The following is a 17,018-nucleotide window of genomic DNA, read 5'->3' as shown; positions in this document are numbered from 1 at the left end:
TTTTTAGTAAGCTTAACAAGTATTTTTTATTTAAAATTTTAGTACAATCATATATTTTTTTATTTACAGATTATATAAAATTTATGCATTGGCAAAAGTGTATATGGCATTAACTCTTGCTATATATAGATTTTCATCACTACATCCAATATACTTAGCATACTTTTCAATCTTCTCTCTTGCATTTTCAGCATCACTTTCATCGCTCTCTACTAGTTCATTTATATAAAGGTCCATTAAGGAAGCCTTATATTCTTTTATATCATATCCTAAAAACTCAGTTAATCTTTCAATCTCTTTACTAAAATCACCATCCTCTTTTACCAAAAATTCGTATACGTCTTCTCTATATGGATTTAATGTTATTATTTGTTTTACAACCTTACACTCATCTGCTTTTCCAATAAAACCATCTTTATAATTATTAAATAAGGCATTAGATTTTTTTATAGATTCCTCATCAATATAAGAATGGACTTCACTGACTCTATTTTCTATAAGAGCATCTATAACAGCATAATGAATTTTGAAACAATCATTATACAAATAATTACTCATTTTTTTTACTGTAGATTCGATTTCTAAAAAATTTGCATAATTATTTTTTTTATTCTTATTTGGTATAATAAAAGTTTTATTTAAGTTATTAAAAAGCCTTTTAAAATCTAAATATTTTTCACAATAAACACTTTTAAAGGTATCAATATCTATAGTTATAATTCCAAAACTCACTATAGTCTCGATTCCTTTCTTAAAAGATTCCTCTATATATTTTTCTCCTAGATTTAGACCTCTATCTGATATTTGTTTTAGATTTTGAAAATTATTTAAACAATCTCTCTCAAAGTTTTTAGAAATTTCTAAAGCATACAATTTAAAAATTTTTCTTATCTTATTATAATTATTTTTTGTATCATCAAACCTGATAATAGCTCCATTTACATCAAATGTAATCATTGAGTTTTAACCTCCCCCATTAGTTTCATCAATAAAATAAATTTAATATAAACTTTATAATCATAATATTAAACTTATTTCTACTATAATTATTAATTTGATGATAAAAGCCATTTTCCTTCTAAATAAAAAATTTGTCTAAAGTTTTTAAAAAATTTAGACAAACTTTAAGTTTTTAATTTCTAGATTAATCCAAACACACCAAATAATATTGGCATAAATATAGCTGGTAAAAGATTTGCTACCTTTATATTTGTTAGCTTAAGTACATTTAAACCAAGACCTATAATTAATAAACTTCCTGCAGCTGTCATTTCTGTAACTACAGGATCACTTAAAAATCCATTTAAGAATGATGCCCCTAAACATATAATACCTTCATATAAAAATACAGATACAGCAGAAAACATTACACCTATACCTAAAGAAGCCGTAAATATAATAGAAGCTATCCCATCTATTACTGATTTTACAAATAGAGTATCATGGCTTCCTGTAAGTCCACTTTCTAATGAACCAACTACTGCCATAGCCCCTATGCAAAATAACAAACTAGATGATATAAAACCTTCAGCAATAGAATCTTTTTTGTTGCCTTTAGAAAATCTACTCTGTAAAAATGCCCCTAATTTATTTACCCATTTATCAATATCTATTAATTCTCCTATTAAAGCCCCTAAAGCTATAGATATTATCGTTACTAGTGTATTTTTTCCTTCTAGTGCTCCTGATATCCCTATATATAATACACATAATGCAATTCCATTCATTATAGTATCACTTACTCTTTGAGGTAATCCTCCTTTGATTATAAGACCTACTATACATCCTCCTGCAATTGCTAGACTATTTGCTATTACTCCAAACATTTTTTCTCCCCTCGATTAGCTAATTAAAATTTGCTCCCATTATCAAAACTTAAACATCAATACTTTGTATTGGATATTTTAAATATTCCAAAAATTCTTCAAAGCCCTTTCTAGATATGTTTACAGTTTTAGTATTTATATTCGGATGAAAATTTAAATACTCTTCTTTAATTACATCCTCATCTATGTAAAGCTCTACTTTTCTTTCTGTATCATTTACCAATGAAAAAGGATTTACACTTCCAGGAAGAAGTTTAAGTACATTGTATAATCTTTCAGGCGAAGCAAATGATAACCTAGAACTTCCTATTTTTTCTTTAACTGAATTTAAATCAACATGTTTATCCCCTCTAACTACAATTAGATAGTATTTATTTCCTTTAGCATTTCTTAAAAATAAATTTTTACACTGACATCCTTTTGTTATATCATTTAAAATTACTAACTGTTCTGCTGTATATACAGCTTCATGTTCTACTACCTCATATTTAATATTTAATTTATCTAATACATTGTATATTTTAGTTTCATTTAAATTTAATTCATTTTCATCTGATAATTCTGTCATTTTATCTTTTAAATCACTCATCATACTATAATCTCCTTTAATACTTTGTATATTACACCTATGTCACTTTATTTTATAGTAAAATATTATTCTACTATGGCTATTGCTCTTACTGGAGCACCATCAGCATCATTATACTTAAATGGAGCTGCTATAAATAAAAATCTTTCTGGCACAGCTTCTAAATTTGTAAGATTTTCTATTATTATTTTACCTTTTTCAAATAAAATATGATGCACTTCAAACGCTAATGTATCATATCTATCTACTGACAACATATCAATCCCTATTCCTTTTATATTACTATCAGCTATATAGTGTGCAGCCTCTTCTGTTAAAGTAGGATAACCTAAATAATATTGTTTTTTATCCCAAAACTTTGACCAGCCTGATTTAAATATTATAAACTCACTACTTTTTATTTCATCTTCATATTTTTTTAGATATTCCAATTCTATATTTTTGCTTCCTTGCTCAAGTTCTAATACATAAGCCTGACCAACAAAATTTTCTATATCCAATGTATCTAAGGATTCCCCTTTAGTATACATATGTTTTGGTGAATCCATATGAGTTCCATTGTGAGAAAATACACTGATTAATGTTTCTTGATATCCATTTTCTTCAATAATAGCTACTTTTTTTATATCTGGTCTATTAGGCTCTGCATATACAGGCATATCATTGTGTGTCACATGAGTTAAATCAAAAACCTTCATTTTTATACCCCCTATGTTTTATTTTCTATTATATACCTAAATTCACTTTATTTCTATTGGATTTTATCCTATTATTGCCAAATTAATATATACTTTTTATAAAATTTAATGGATTCATAGAAAAATCTTGAAAAGAATTATCAGTAAATATAATATCTTCTCCCAAAAAACGTTTATATCTTCTTTCTTCTTTCTTTAAAGTAATCCTTTGTTTTTGTGAATGATTGTTAAAAACCATTATTTTAAGTGGGGCTTTTTTTCGATTTGTCTGAACTCTCTTTAACATATATTTTATATGCATATCAGCTTCAGGAAATGAATATCCACAAAATATTAAAAGGTCAGTATCTCTTAAAGTTTTTTCTGTTTCATTCCATACATTACTTAAAAATATATTTGACATATTCTTAAAATATGTTGGTGGAACTATAATAGGTTCTGTCAATTCATTGCATTCTAGACATTTTGTCTCTGAACTGTTTTCAATTAGTTTCATAACACCACCTTCATGTGGTGTAAGAGTTAAACTGTTACAAATGGGACAGTAAAGCCAGTTCAATGAACCATGTATCTTATAGAGTTTAATTAATGGTTCTTTTGGTTTTCTCCAGTTTAATTCTTCCTTAAAATTAGTAAATTCTACACCATAATCAAGCATAATAGGCAAATTATCTTTATCTCTTAAACCAGTAACTGTATTGTCTATATGTATATCATAATTTGCACTAATAAAAGTTGTATCAAGGAGTAAATCATCTTGTAAAAGATTTTCAACTAAAAGTTTGTGATATTTATTATCTGTTCTAGGTGTGTTATGGATTGCTTCAGCCATCAACAGTATTAAATACTGTCTCAAAAAACGTATACTATCACTCCTATTATTTAAATTTTCAAGTCCAAAATTTCTAAATCCTTCTCTTCTTTGTTCTGCTAAATCTAAAAGCCCTAAAACTTCTTCAAATGTTGGAAAATTTGCATTATCTAGATTATCTTTTCTTATGTCAATATTAAACATTTGTTTAAAAAAAGCATACAATTCTCTATTCATATCAGTATCATAATTTTTAGGTTTTAATTTCTTAAAGTATTCACTAAATAATTCATTTTGAATAGGTAAGTTTTCTGCAGCTGATGCTCCTGCTCCCAAAAATATAGCTATTTTCATATAATTCCTCCTATATAAACATTACTATTATTTTTTATATCTATTAAATATTTATCTTATTAACCTATTTAATAATACAATAATAAAGCTGTCTTTTACTAGAAAAAATCCTATTACAAGACAGCTTTATATTTATATTTAAATCTTTAATAATTCATAAATAGAAAGAGCATATATTTGAGCAGCTTTTACAATATCTTCTACTATCAAATGTTCATTAGCTTGATGCTCTGTTTCTGGTTTCCCTGGGAAAATAGCTCCAAAAGCAACACAATTGTCTAAAGCTCTTGCATAAGTTGCTCCTCCAGATGAAAGAGGTGTTCCATCAAGACCAGTTTCCTCTTCATATACTTTTCTCAATGTTTTAACAAGAAGTGTATCTTCTGGAACATAAATTGAATCTAAGAAATCATATTCTTTATAATCTAAATTATATTTATCTGTTATTTTCTTTAGTTCTTTTACAAAGTCATCTTTTTTATATGTTACAGGAATTCTTACATCAATTCCAGCAAATTCTTTTTTACTATCGATAGTTACTTTACCTATATTTACTGTTAATTTTCCTGACACATCATCCTTGCAATTAGGAACTATATTGTTTCCATTAGCATCTTCACCAATAACTTCTCCTAAAAACTTAATTATATTAGAATCTATCCCTATATTATTAAGAGCTATACAAAGTCTAGCTACTGCATTTATACCAGTATCACTGGCTGCTGAATGAACACTTTTTCCTATTATACATATTTTATTACCTTCAACAGTGTATTCAAAACCTAATTTATCTAATTCTTTTTTTAACTTATCAGAATATTTTCCAATATAAACTGCTTTTCCTGGAACTGCATTTAAAGCCTTCCCAACTGATAATTCTATATCACTTTTACTATCACATGTTAAATGAACTTGTAAAAGACCTTTTTCTGCATTTGTTATTGGGAATCTAGAATCAGGAGTAAATCCATAGTCTGGTACGTCTTCATTATTTTCTTTGTATTTATTTATACATCTCCAAAGATTTTCTTCATCAGCTCCAAAAATGAATCTTATTCTCTTATTTAAATCTATATTTAAATCCATAAGAGCTTTTACTGCATAAATTGCTGATATTGTAGGTCCTTTATCATCTTGTGTTCCTCTTCCATATAATTTACCATCTTCTAAAACACCTTCAAATGGAGGATAATTCCAGCTTTCTAAGTCACCTTCTGGAACTACATCAACATGACCAAGTATACCTATCATTTTTTCACCTTGTCCTATTTCTGCATAGCCATAATATCCATCTTTATATACTGTTTTAAACCCTAAAGATTTACATAAGTCTAAAATACCTCTTAAAGCCTTATCTATATTTTCCCCAAATGGGAAATTTTCAGTTGGCTCAGATATAACACTAGGTATTTTTACACTTTCTTGTATTGAAGAAATCATTTCATCTTGTAGGGAACTTACTTTTTCTTTAATTTGTTCTTTCATAATTATCACCCTTCAATTCTCATCATAATATACTAGTAAATATTTTGACCTTTTAAAAGAAAAATATGCTTACTTTTTTAGTTTTTTTATAAATTCAATTGCTTTTAAAGTACCCATTTTAGAATGGTCAAATGTAAGCCCTCCTTGGAAATAAACATTGTAAGGAGGTCTTATTGGAGCATCTGCACTTAATTCTATGGAAGAACCTTGTATAAATGCTCCTGCTGCCATTATAACTTCACTTTCATATCCAGGCATATCCCAAGGCACAGGTTTAACATAAGAATCAACTGGAGCAGCTTCTTGTATTCCTTGACAAAAACTTATGACTTCATCACCACTATTAAGTCTAACACACTGAATAATATCACTTCTTAAATCATCATATTTTGGCAATACATCATATCCTAATTTTTCAAAAGCTCTTGAACAAAATATAGCGCCCATTACAGCTTGAGATACTACATATGGTGCTAAGAAAAATCCTTGAAGAACATTTCTAGTAGTTCCAAAGGTAAGACCACATTCTTTACCTATTCCAGGAGAAGTCATTCTATATGATATAAGTTCAATTAAATCTTTTCTACCAGCTATATACCCACCTGTTAATGCAAGTCCACCTCCAGGATTTTTTATTAGAGAACCAGCCATAACATCTGCTCCAACATCAGTTGGTTCTTTAGTATCTAGAAACTCACCATAACAGTTGTCAACCATTACTATAACTTCTAGTTTAACAGATTTTATTACATCAATGGCTTCCTTTATATCACTAATTGAAAGTGATTTTCTCCAAGAATACCCTTTTGACCTTTGTATCATAACAAGTTTAGTTTTATCATTTATTTTTCTTTTAATTCCTTCTAAATCCAAATTTCCATCTTCTAAAAAATCTACATCATCATATGTAACACCATATTCTTTTAAAGAACCTTTTTCTTCTCTTATACCTATAACACCCTCTAAAGTATCATATGGTCTTCCAGTAACAGATAGAATTTCATCTCCTGGTCTGACTATTCCTTGTATACATAAAGTAAGTGCGTGTGTTCCATTTACAATTATTGGTCTTACAAGAGCATCTTCTGTATTAAAAACTTTGGAATAAATTTCCTCTATTTTTTCACGTCCAATATCATTATATCCATATCCTGTGGTCCAATTAAAATGCATGTCACTTAATTTAGATTCTTGCATAGCTTTTAAAACTTTATATTGATTGTATTCTCTTATTTCTTTTATTTCCTCAAACTTATATTTTATATCTTCCATTGTTTCTTGTGATAGTTTAAAAGTATCTTCATCTACACCATAGTAATCTTTCAGTAATTCTTTTGTCTCATTAAGCATTTTATCACCTGTCTCTTTGTTATTTTATTTAAACATGTCAAAGGAGACTATTTTACTAAAACAAATAAATTATAGTTTATAAGTTAGCATAAGTCTCCTTTTAATTATCTTAAATTAAATTAATTATCTATTGTTATTGTTGTTATTATTATTATTATTTTGATTTTGATTAGTTAAATTAATATATTTACCAGGTTGTATAGTCGAAACAGCATGTTTATAAATCATGTTTTGTTGTCTATTGTCCCCTTCTATCAATATTATATAACTGTCAAATCCTTTTACAAGCCCTTTGACTTGCACTCCATTGACTAAATATATAGTAACAGGTATCCTTTCTTTCCTAGCATTATTTAAAAACAAATCTTGTAAATTTAAAACTGTATTTTTCATTAGATTTGTACCCTCCCAAGATTAAATTGAACATCTAAAATATTCCTATCTTATATTCTATATAAGTTATGGTAAATTTTCAATATGAAGTTGTATACTTAAAAATTTATATATATTATTTTATAGAATTTTTAATATATATAATTATTTCATTTTTTAATAAATCTATATCTTCATATTTATCCAAATCAAACCATTTTGCCGTTTCATATCTTTTAAACCAAGTTATCTGACGTTTTGCATACCTTCTAGAATCCCTTTTTATTATTTCAATGGCTTCTTTATATGTATATTCTCCATCTAAATACTTCAATATCTCTTTGTATCCTATACCTTGCATTGATATCATGTCTTTTTTAAATCCCATGCTTAAGAGTTTTTTAACTTCTTCAACCAAACCACTCTCTAGCATAATATCAACTCTCATATTTATTCTTTCATACAAATGCTCTCTATCTCTATTCAAAACTATTATTATAGGTTGATAATCGTCATTAAATTTTAAGTCACTTGAAAAGTCATTCATTTTCTTACCGCTTAGACAAACTTCAAGCGCTCTTATAACTCTCTTTGTATTGTTTTTATGAATTCTATCAGCAGCTTCTTCATCAAGTGATTTTAATTTATCATGCATGTAATCTATTCCATTCTCAAGAAGTTGTTTTTGAAGTTCTTCTCTTAATTCATTGTTAGCATCAGATTTTGCAAAATCCATATTGTATATTAAAGAATTCAGATAAAGACCAGTTCCTCCAGTCACTAAAACACACTTTCCTTTTTGATTTATTTCAGATATATATTTTTTTGCTCTTTGTTGAAATTCTGAAACTGAAAATGGATAGTCAGGTTTAACCTCATCTATAAGATAATGCTTTACTCCTTGCATTTCCTCTGAAGTAACTTTTGCACTTCCAATATCCATATATTTATATATTTGCATAGAATCTGCTGAGATTATCTCTGCATCCATATCTTTTGCTAACTTTATTGACAAATCAGTCTTTCCAACAGCAGTTGGACCTGTAAGTATTATAAGTGGTATTTTTTTCATAACATTCCTTTCCATGTATTTTAACTATCCAAAATATTTTACATAATTCTTTTAAACATTTTTTCTATTTCGGTCTTAGAAATTTCAACCATTATTGGTCTTCCATGAGGACACGTAAAAGGATTCTCACAATTTTCTAATTGTTCCAATAAGCTTTTTATCTCAATATCATATATTTTATCGTTTGCTTTTATTGCAGATCTACATGCCATTGATGCAAATCTCTCACCTTTTAAATCATAATTACTTGTAATCTCATCTATATTATCAATTATTTGAAGTATAAACTTTTCAGTTTCTGGAATTCCAAATATAGTTGGAACACATCTTATCATTACATGATTGTTGCCAAAAACTTCTAATTCAAAACCAAATTTCATAAATAACTCTAAATTATTTTCAATTTGAAGCATGTCTACATTTGATACTTCAAGAATTACTGGGTCTAAAAGTATTTGCATATTGATATCTTGTCTATAGAACTTATCCATATATCTCTCATACAAAACTCTTTCATGTGCAGCATGTTGGTCTAGCAAATACATAGAATCATCTTTACTTAGGATTATATAAGTATTAAATACAACCCCAATTACAGAATATCCATATAAGGAAAATTTACGTTTTGAATTAGTTAAATACTCCTCTTCGCTGTCTTTAATACTTTTTTCTAAATAATGACTGTCTTCATTTTTAGAACTATCAATTTGTTTAGGCCTATCAACTTGAAATTCTTCTTGTATATTGTCATTTACAACCTCTTCTCCTAAATAGCCCGTATTTTTTAATTCATTTTCTATATTTGCATTTAAAACTTCACTTACAGAAGGAAATTCATCTATTGGTTTTTCACTTGATAAACTTACAACTTCAATAAATTCATCTTTCTCTTTAGTTGTATTATTATTTTTTGAATTAGCTTCAACGAAATTATTATTTTTAAATTCATAATCTATACTTTTTTCTCTATTATTAATAGCAATTCGAGGCTGCGTTTTCTTATCATTATACGTAGCATACTTTCCAATAAGGTTAGAATGTATTAATTTAACTTTTAAAAAATCTCTTAGTTCTATATACACTTCTTGTTCTTTTTCAAATTTAACTTCAAGCTTATTAGGATGTATATTTACATCAATACATGCTGGGTCTACTTCTATATTTAAGAAACAAACAGCATGCTTACCTATTGGAATTATAGATTTATAACTTTCAGTTATTGCATCTATAATTATTTTACTTTTTACAAACCTTTTATTTATATAGATATGTTGCAAATTTTTATTGGAACGATAGATGTTATTATTTCCTATATAGCCATCAATTTTAAAGTGATTGCATTTAAATTCTATATTTATTAGGTTTTCTGTTATTTCTTTTCCATATATACTCCTAATAGTATTTATAAGCTTTCCATCACCTGGAGTATTTAACATTTGTTTATTATTATTTGTATATTTAAATTGGACATTAGGATTGCCTATTGCAAGCTTATTTATCAAATCACTTATGTTTATAGTTTCTGCATGAGTAGATTTTAAAAATTTCTGTCTTGCTGGTGTATTAAAGAAAATCTCTTTTATAATGATTGTTGTACCATTAGTAGAACCAATTGGCTCCTTTGAGACTATTTTTCCACCTTCTACAAATATTTTCGTTCCAACCATTTCATCCTTGGTCTTAGTAATCATTTCTAATTTTGATATAGCTGAAATAGATGCTAATGCTTCTCCTCTAAATCCAAGAGAGTACAAATCATATAAATCATCAATTTTTTTTATCTTACTAGTAGCATGTCTTAAAAAGGATTTCTCAACTTCACTTGAAGGTATTCCTATTCCATTATCTGTGATTTTAATTAAAGTTTTTCCTCCATCAATGATATCTATAGAAATCTTATTTGCACCTGCATCAATAGAATTCTCAATTAATTCTTTTAATGCAGAAGATGGTCTTTCTACTACTTCTCCTGCTGCTATTTTATTTATAGTCAAATCATCTAGGATGTTAATTATATTTTTCATTTTTACACCTCTAAGATTTTATTTCTTTTGCTTTTTTTTGAAGACTGTAAAGAGAATTTATAGCATCTAATGGAGTCATATTTAAAATATCTAAGTTTAAAATTTCTTCTGACAATACATCTATCTTTACACTATCAAAAGATATTTGAGTTAGTGCAACTTCCTTTACAGAATCTTCTTTATCACTTTCTTCTTTATTATCCTTTTTCTTCATTGAACTAACTTCATCGTTTAATGTTTTAAACTTAGAATTTAGTTTATCATAATCCTTTTTCATATGTTTATAGTCTTTTACTATAAGCTCATGTTCTATTTTTAGAGATTCGTATTTATTTTTAAAATTGCTCTGATTTACCTTAAGCAGTTCTTCATCTAAATCATTATTAATCACAGTAGTTTTTTCTTTATCTCCATTTATTGCGACACTGTTATAAACATGATTTTTTTCCAAATCCTTAAGTATATATTTTGCTCTATCTATGACTTCATCTGGCAATTTAGCTAATTTAGCAACATAGATTCCATAACTCTTATCTGCACCTTGAGAAATTATTTTTCTTAAAAATATTATTCCCTCTCCATCTTCTTTAACTGCTATTGAATAATTTTTAACCTCTTTAAATTCTTCTTCTAAATCAGTAAGTTCATGATAATGTGTTGCAAATAGTGTCTTACATCTAATATTCTTTTGAATATATTCTACTATTGACCATGCTAAACTTATACCATCATAAGTACTGGTTCCACGTCCTATTTCATCTAAAATAACTAAACTTCTTTCGGTAGCATTTTTTAATATAAGAGAGACCTCATTCATCTCTACCATAAAAGTAGACTGACCTTGAGATAAATCATCACTAGCCCCTACTCTTGTAAATATTCTATCTAATATTGGTACATTAGCATATTCTGCTGGAACAAAAGAACCTATATGTGCCATAAGTGCTATTATAGCAGTTTGTCTCATATATGTTGATTTACCAGACATATTAGGACCAGTTATTATGTTAATGATGTTTTCTCCACGATTTAAATATGTATCATTTGGAACGAAATTTTCTTCACCTACTATATTTTCAACAACTGGATGCCTACCATTTCTTATATCAAGTTTATTATTTTCGTTTATCTGTGGTTTTATATAGTTGTTCATGTGAGCAACAGTTGCCAAAGATACGAAAACGTCTATATTAGCTATAATCTTAGCTACTTTTTGTATTCTGTCTATATTTTTATATATAGTATCTCTTATACTTACAAATATCTCATATTCTAGAGATTTAATTTTCTCTTCAGCATGTAGTATCTTTTCTTCTATTTCTTTTAACTCTGGAGTTATATATCTCTCTGCATTACTAAGTGTCTGCTTTCTTATATATGTCTCATCTAGTTTTGCTTGTTTAAAGTTGGCCTTTGTTATTTCTATATAATATCCAAATACTTTATTAAATCCTATTTTTAATGATTTAACTCCTGTTTTTTCTCTTTCTCTATTTTCTATTTCTTTTACAAGAAAAGCACCATTTTTAGAAATATCTCTCAATTCTTTAAGTTCATCACTAAAATCAGATTTAATTATATTCCCATCTTTTATAGTTATTGTAGGTTCTTCCAAAATGGCTTCATCTATTAAACTGTATATATCATCCAACTTGTCCATTTTTGATACATACTCTTTTAATCTATTTGCATTTGATAAGTCTATTGTGTCTTTTAGATTTGGTAATTTTTCTACTGAATTTTTTAAGTGAACTAATTCTTTTGGTGTTACTCTTTCAAATGCTATTTTCCCACATATTCTTTCTATATCATATATATTTTTAAGTATATCGTTTAAGTCTTCTCTTAGTATAAAATCATCTTTTATTTCTTCTATTACATTTAATCTATTTTCAATTTTAGATTTATTTATCAGAGGCTCTTCTACATATTTTCTTAGAAGCCTTCCTCCCATTGCAGTAGATGTTTTATCTAAAACATGTAATAGTGAACCTTTCTTTTTGTTTCCTCTTATAGTCTGAGTAAGTTCTAAATTAGTTCTAGTAAACATATCTAAGACCATGTACTCTGATGAATTGTATATATTTATATTGTTAATATTGGATGTTATCTGCTTTTGAGTGTTATATATATAATTTAGAAGAATTGATAAACTCGATTTTATAAGACCCTTATCATCAAACTTTAATTTTTGTAGATAAACATCTGGAAAATATTCTTTTAATATATTTATATCTAAATAGTTGTCACTAAAACTTTCATTTATGTATATGTTGCTTACAGTAGCTATATCTCTAAGTTTTTCTATAAAATTCAAATCATTTACAATTATTTCTGTAGGATGAATTTTTGCAATTTCTTCTATTACTTTATCTTCATTTAGATAAGTTGCATTAGTTTCTCCTGTACTTATATCTACATAAGTTAGACCTATATTGGCATCATCTTTGTATAAAGATAATAAATAATTATTTTTTTTATTTTCAAGTAGATTTCCATCTAGAACTGTTCCAGGAGTAATAACCCTTATGACCTCTCTCCTAACAATTCCTTTTGCAGTAGATGGGTCTTCCATTTGCTCACCTATTGCTACTTTATATCCATTTTCTACTAACTTCGATATATATGAATTGGCTGAGTGAAATGGCACTCCACACATAGGAGCACGTTCTTCTAAACCACAGGCTTTCCCTGTTAATGCTATTTCAAGAGCTTTTGAAGCTACTAATGCATCTTCAAAAAACATTTCATAAAAATCTCCCAATCTAAAAAACAGTATACAATCTTTATACCTATTTTTTACTTCAAGATACTGTTTCATCATAGGAGTTAATTTATTCATATCTATTTGCATTATTAAACCTCCTTCTTTTCTAATTAAATATTATATCATAGTAGATGATTATTATTAACATAATATATAAAATTTTGACGTATAACTAAAAAACAATCCAAAATGCTAATTGCACTTTGGATTGTTAAGTTTAATAATCACTAAGTAAAAACGTATAGAATTTTATAATAAAGATATTATCTCTTTTTTCAGTTTAATAACATTTTCAAGATTATCTTCATTTATATTTCTATTATCTATGATAAATTCTTTTTTTACTATTGATGGTTTTTTTGAGATAACATAGATTCTATTTGATAACATTATAGCTTCATCAATATCATGAGTTATAAGAAGTATCGTTGAATTTACTTTTTTCTTAACATCTAAAAGCCATTTTTGCATAGATGTTTTAGTTAATGAATCGAGTGCACCAAAAGGTTCATCTAAAAGCATTATGTCATTAGAATTTATAAAAGTCCTCAAAAAATTAGCTCTTTGTCTCATACCTCCGGAAAGTTCTGCTGGATATTTATACTCATATCCTTCCAAACCAAAAACCTCAAAATAGTGTTTTACCATAGACCTAGCTTTGCCCTTTTTTTCTTTTTTTAGTACCAGTGGAAGAGATACATTATCTATTATAGTTTTATATGGTAAAAGTAAATCTTTTTGATACATGTAACTATAATTACCATTTATGTTTACCATACCACTATTATAGTCTGTCAATTGAGTTATGATGTTAAAGATAGTACTTTTTCCACATCCGCTTGGCCCCAATATAGAAACAAATTCGCCTTCATAAACATCAATACTTATATCTTTTAAAACATCTACATCTTTATATGTCTTTGATACATTTTCTATAGATATTTTTGCTTTTTTATTGTGGTAAGAATTCATTTGTGTAAGCATCACTTGCCTTCATATCCTTATCTATTAATTTATATTCTTTTAAGAATGATGTATAGTTATTCCATACACTATCTTTCATTTCTCCCCATCTTGGTGCATCATCTTTATATTTACTTGCTAAGTATTCTTGACTCTTTATTGCTAATTTTTCATCTACTTCAGGAGCATGCTTTACTAAAATTTTTGCAGCATCTTCAGGGTTTTTTATTGCATATTCATAACCTTTTGTTGTAGCTTTTAAGAATTTCTTAGCAAGTTCTGGGTTGTCTTTAAGCACAGTATCATTAGAAATTATAAGTGGTGTATAATAGTCTAATCTTTCATCTAAGTCTTTTACTGGTATAAAGTTTAAATCATAATCAATTAAATTAGCTTTAACTACATCCCAACCTTCAAATATCCATGCAAAATCTACAGTTTTCATAGCTGCAAAGAAATCATCTTGACCAGTATTAACTATTTTTAATTTATTAAAGTCAGCTCCATTTTTATTCATAACTGCTTTGAAAACAGCTTCTTCTGATGGAGAACCCCAGCCTCCATAAGTTTTTCCTTCAAAATCTTTTGCTGTAGTTATATTTTTTTCTTTTGGAGATGCAAATCCAGAAGTATTGTGTTGTATAACAGTCGCCACAGCTTTTATTGGAAGTGGGTCTTCACTAGTTTTTGCATAAGTGACTTGCTCTTGATAACTTATACCAAAGTCAGCTTTTCCTGTTGCTACTAAAGTCTCAGCTCCACTTTCAGGTGGTTGTACTATTTCAACATTCAAGCCTTCTTCTTTATAGTAACCTTTATCAAGTGCCACAAATAATCCAGTATGATTCGTATTTGGTGTCCAATCAAGTACAAAAGTCACTTTTTTAGAAGAAGTATCTTTACTATTTTTTTTGTCTTTATCACTATTATTTCCAGAAGAACATCCAGTTATTGTTGCTAATATAAGAGCACTTACTAAACCTAATATTCCTAATTTTTTGAAATTCATAATATCCTCCCTCAAATACATTTAATCTTCTAATCTATGTTTTATAACAACTTTTTTTATAGCTTGTACAATTCCTACAAATATTAAACTAAATATAACTACTAATATAGTAGATGCAAATACTTTATCAAGTGCATATGCACTTTTTGACCTTAGCATATAAACACCAAGACCTTTAGTTCCACCTAACCACTCTGCAACAGTTGCTGCCATTACAGCATAAGTAGCCGATATTTTAAGTCCAGAAAAAAATTTATCCATTGACATAGGAAATTTAAGATGAATAAAAGTATTAATCTTATTTGAATTCATAGTCTTAAACAAATTTAAATAATCTTTATCAATATTCTCAATACCATCTACAAAACTTATTAATATAGGAAAAAAACAAGTAAGCGTTACCATCAATATTTTTGGCATTGTCCCAAAGCCAAACCAAATCATAAAAAGTGGAGCTATTATTATTGTAGGTATCATTTGAGTCACTAACATAATAGGATAAAGACATTTTTTTATTATCAATACAAAATCCATTAATATTCCAATTATTAAAGATATTATTATTGCAACTATAAATCCAAATATTGCTTCCCCTATAGTAACCATGGCATGCATGGATAAATTTTGATAATCTTTAAAAAATACATTAATTATATCTATTGGTGTAGGTAGTATATATTGAGGAACCTTTAAAACTTCTACCACAGATTGCCAAAAAATAAGTATAAATAAAAATGTTGCTATTGGATATATACTATTTTTGACTTTATCTATGATTTCTAAGTTTCTCATCTATAGTTAAACCCCCAGCTTTTTCATCTACTCTAGCTACTGTTATAACTCTTTCACATCCAAGATTAAAAGGGATTTTATGCACTTTTTTTAGGAGTTCAAAAACTTCATCAAAATCACCTTCAACAGTAGTACTCATTGCTCCTATTTCACATTTTAAACCGCTGTTTTCAATTTCTGCTATACAAGCATCTACTACTTTATACATTTCTTCTTCACCTTTGTAAGGTCTTAGTGGCATTACTGCTATGTCTGCAATTACCATTTAAATCACTCCTTTTAAAATAATTAATACCTACTAGGTATATTTTGTTTTTTATTAAAATATTTAATAGATAAAAACATAGTATATTTAAATAAAATAAAAGTCTTATCCAAAATAGGATAAGACTTATTTTTATCTTTACTGGTCTCCCTACACTGGCATTATCCAAACAGGTTCAAAGGGTCGAGATAAAATCTCCTCTCAGCGTATTAGCTCCCCGAAATATATTATATCTTTTCTACTTGATTATACTACACTTATTATATTTTAACAAATTTTTTATTTATATTATATATTTTATCTGTATTAAAATTTACAAAACTATATAATAGTTTATGATTTATTATCTTTATCCTCACTAATTTTTTTAAAATTTCAGTAACCCTCTTTTACTTACTATAACTTTATTCTGTCGATACTATTATTTTTGATATAATAGATTTTTATACACATATATTGATTATCTATACTCTTTTTAATATATTGACCACTTCTTATTGATTAAGTTTGTGTTACTTCATCAATATAATTCAAATAAATTAATAATATAAATTTACAGTTCCTTTTACACAATAAGCTTTATTACATAATTTACTTGTATGTTTTATTTTTAAAGGACAAAATAACTTTTATATTTAATT

At 27.2% G+C, this 17,018-nt stretch carries 15 protein-coding genes and 1 riboswitch; all 15 genes read right to left on the bottom strand.

The features are described from left to right. Positions 1–81 precede the first annotated feature (81 nt). The 15 genes from KGF52_RS10715 to KGF52_RS10645 all read right to left on the bottom strand — a co-directional run bounded on the left by KGF52_RS10715 (position 82) and on the right by KGF52_RS10645 (position 16,377). The gene (locus KGF52_RS10715; RefSeq protein WP_227828014.1) at positions 82–957 is read right to left on the bottom strand and encodes a kinase; all 876 of its coding nucleotides are present in this window, start codon (positions 955–957) and stop codon (positions 82–84) included. Positions 958–1,139: 182 nt separating this feature from the next. Next, positions 1,140–1,826, bottom strand: a complete 687-nt coding sequence (locus KGF52_RS10710; RefSeq protein WP_227828013.1) for a DUF554 domain-containing protein — start codon at positions 1,824–1,826, stop codon at positions 1,140–1,142. Between the two features lie 49 nt (positions 1,827–1,875). Then, on the bottom strand, positions 1,876–2,415 hold the full coding sequence (locus KGF52_RS10705; protein ID WP_227828091.1) for a prolyl-tRNA synthetase associated domain-containing protein: 540 nt from the start codon (positions 2,413–2,415) through the stop codon (positions 1,876–1,878). 65 nt (positions 2,416–2,480) lie between these two features. Further along, a complete protein-coding gene (locus KGF52_RS10700; RefSeq protein WP_227840162.1) occupies positions 2,481–3,113 on the bottom strand; it encodes a cyclase family protein in 633 nt (210 codons plus the stop codon). A gap of 82 nt (positions 3,114–3,195) precedes the next feature. Beyond that, positions 3,196–4,278, bottom strand: a complete 1,083-nt coding sequence (locus KGF52_RS10695) for an SIR2 family protein (protein WP_227840161.1) — start codon at positions 4,276–4,278, stop codon at positions 3,196–3,198. 138 nt (positions 4,279–4,416) lie between these two features. Further along, on the bottom strand, positions 4,417–5,763 hold the full coding sequence (locus KGF52_RS10690) for a M20 family metallopeptidase (RefSeq protein ID WP_227840160.1): 1,347 nt from the start codon (positions 5,761–5,763) through the stop codon (positions 4,417–4,419). A 69-nt stretch (positions 5,764–5,832) separates the two neighbouring features. Continuing rightward, complete coding sequence (locus tag KGF52_RS10685; RefSeq protein WP_227840159.1) at positions 5,833–7,113, bottom strand: methionine gamma-lyase family protein; 1,281 nt, start codon at positions 7,111–7,113, stop codon at positions 5,833–5,835. Positions 7,114–7,236: 123 nt separating this feature from the next. Beyond that, positions 7,237–7,506: an RNA chaperone Hfq gene (hfq, locus tag KGF52_RS10680; protein WP_169466998.1), complete on the bottom strand. Its 270-nt coding sequence runs from the start codon at positions 7,504–7,506 to the stop codon at positions 7,237–7,239. A 115-nt stretch (positions 7,507–7,621) separates the two neighbouring features. Continuing rightward, positions 7,622–8,557: a tRNA (adenosine(37)-N6)-dimethylallyltransferase MiaA gene (gene miaA / locus KGF52_RS10675; RefSeq protein WP_227840158.1), complete on the bottom strand. Its 936-nt coding sequence runs from the start codon at positions 8,555–8,557 to the stop codon at positions 7,622–7,624. 38 nt (positions 8,558–8,595) lie between these two features. Next, positions 8,596–10,581, bottom strand: a complete 1,986-nt coding sequence (gene mutL, locus KGF52_RS10670; RefSeq protein WP_227840157.1) for a DNA mismatch repair endonuclease MutL — start codon at positions 10,579–10,581, stop codon at positions 8,596–8,598. Between the two features lie 10 nt (positions 10,582–10,591). After that, positions 10,592–13,435 carry a DNA mismatch repair protein MutS gene (gene mutS, locus KGF52_RS10665; RefSeq protein WP_227840156.1) on the bottom strand — a complete coding sequence of 948 codons (2,844 nt, stop codon included), beginning with the start codon at positions 13,433–13,435 and terminating at the stop codon, positions 10,592–10,594. Between the two features lie 162 nt (positions 13,436–13,597). After that, on the bottom strand, positions 13,598–14,332 hold the full coding sequence (locus tag KGF52_RS10660) for an ABC transporter ATP-binding protein (protein ID WP_227828005.1): 735 nt from the start codon (positions 14,330–14,332) through the stop codon (positions 13,598–13,600). Next, entirely contained in the window at positions 14,301–15,320 is a 1,020-nt protein-coding gene (locus tag KGF52_RS10655) for an ABC transporter substrate-binding protein (RefSeq protein WP_227840155.1), read from the bottom strand. The genes KGF52_RS10660 and KGF52_RS10655 overlap by 32 nt, the downstream gene beginning before the upstream one ends. A 21-nt stretch (positions 15,321–15,341) precedes the next feature. Continuing rightward, complete coding sequence (locus KGF52_RS10650; protein ID WP_227828003.1) at positions 15,342–16,112, bottom strand: ABC transporter permease; 771 nt, start codon at positions 16,110–16,112, stop codon at positions 15,342–15,344. Then, entirely contained in the window at positions 16,087–16,377 is a 291-nt protein-coding gene (locus KGF52_RS10645) for an MTH1187 family thiamine-binding protein (protein ID WP_227828002.1), read from the bottom strand. The genes KGF52_RS10650 and KGF52_RS10645 overlap by 26 nt, the downstream gene beginning before the upstream one ends. A 130-nt stretch (positions 16,378–16,507) precedes the next feature. Beyond that, positions 16,508–16,607, bottom strand: a riboswitch (TPP riboswitch). Positions 16,608–17,018: the final 411 nt, after the last annotated feature.

It is taken from the genome of Clostridioides sp. ZZV15-6597 (assembly GCF_020657815.1).
Taxonomy (GTDB): domain Bacteria; phylum Bacillota; class Clostridia; order Peptostreptococcales; family Peptostreptococcaceae; genus Clostridioides.
The sequence above is the reverse complement of the archived record's forward strand: the minus strand, read 5'-3'. Positions and strand labels throughout refer to the sequence as shown.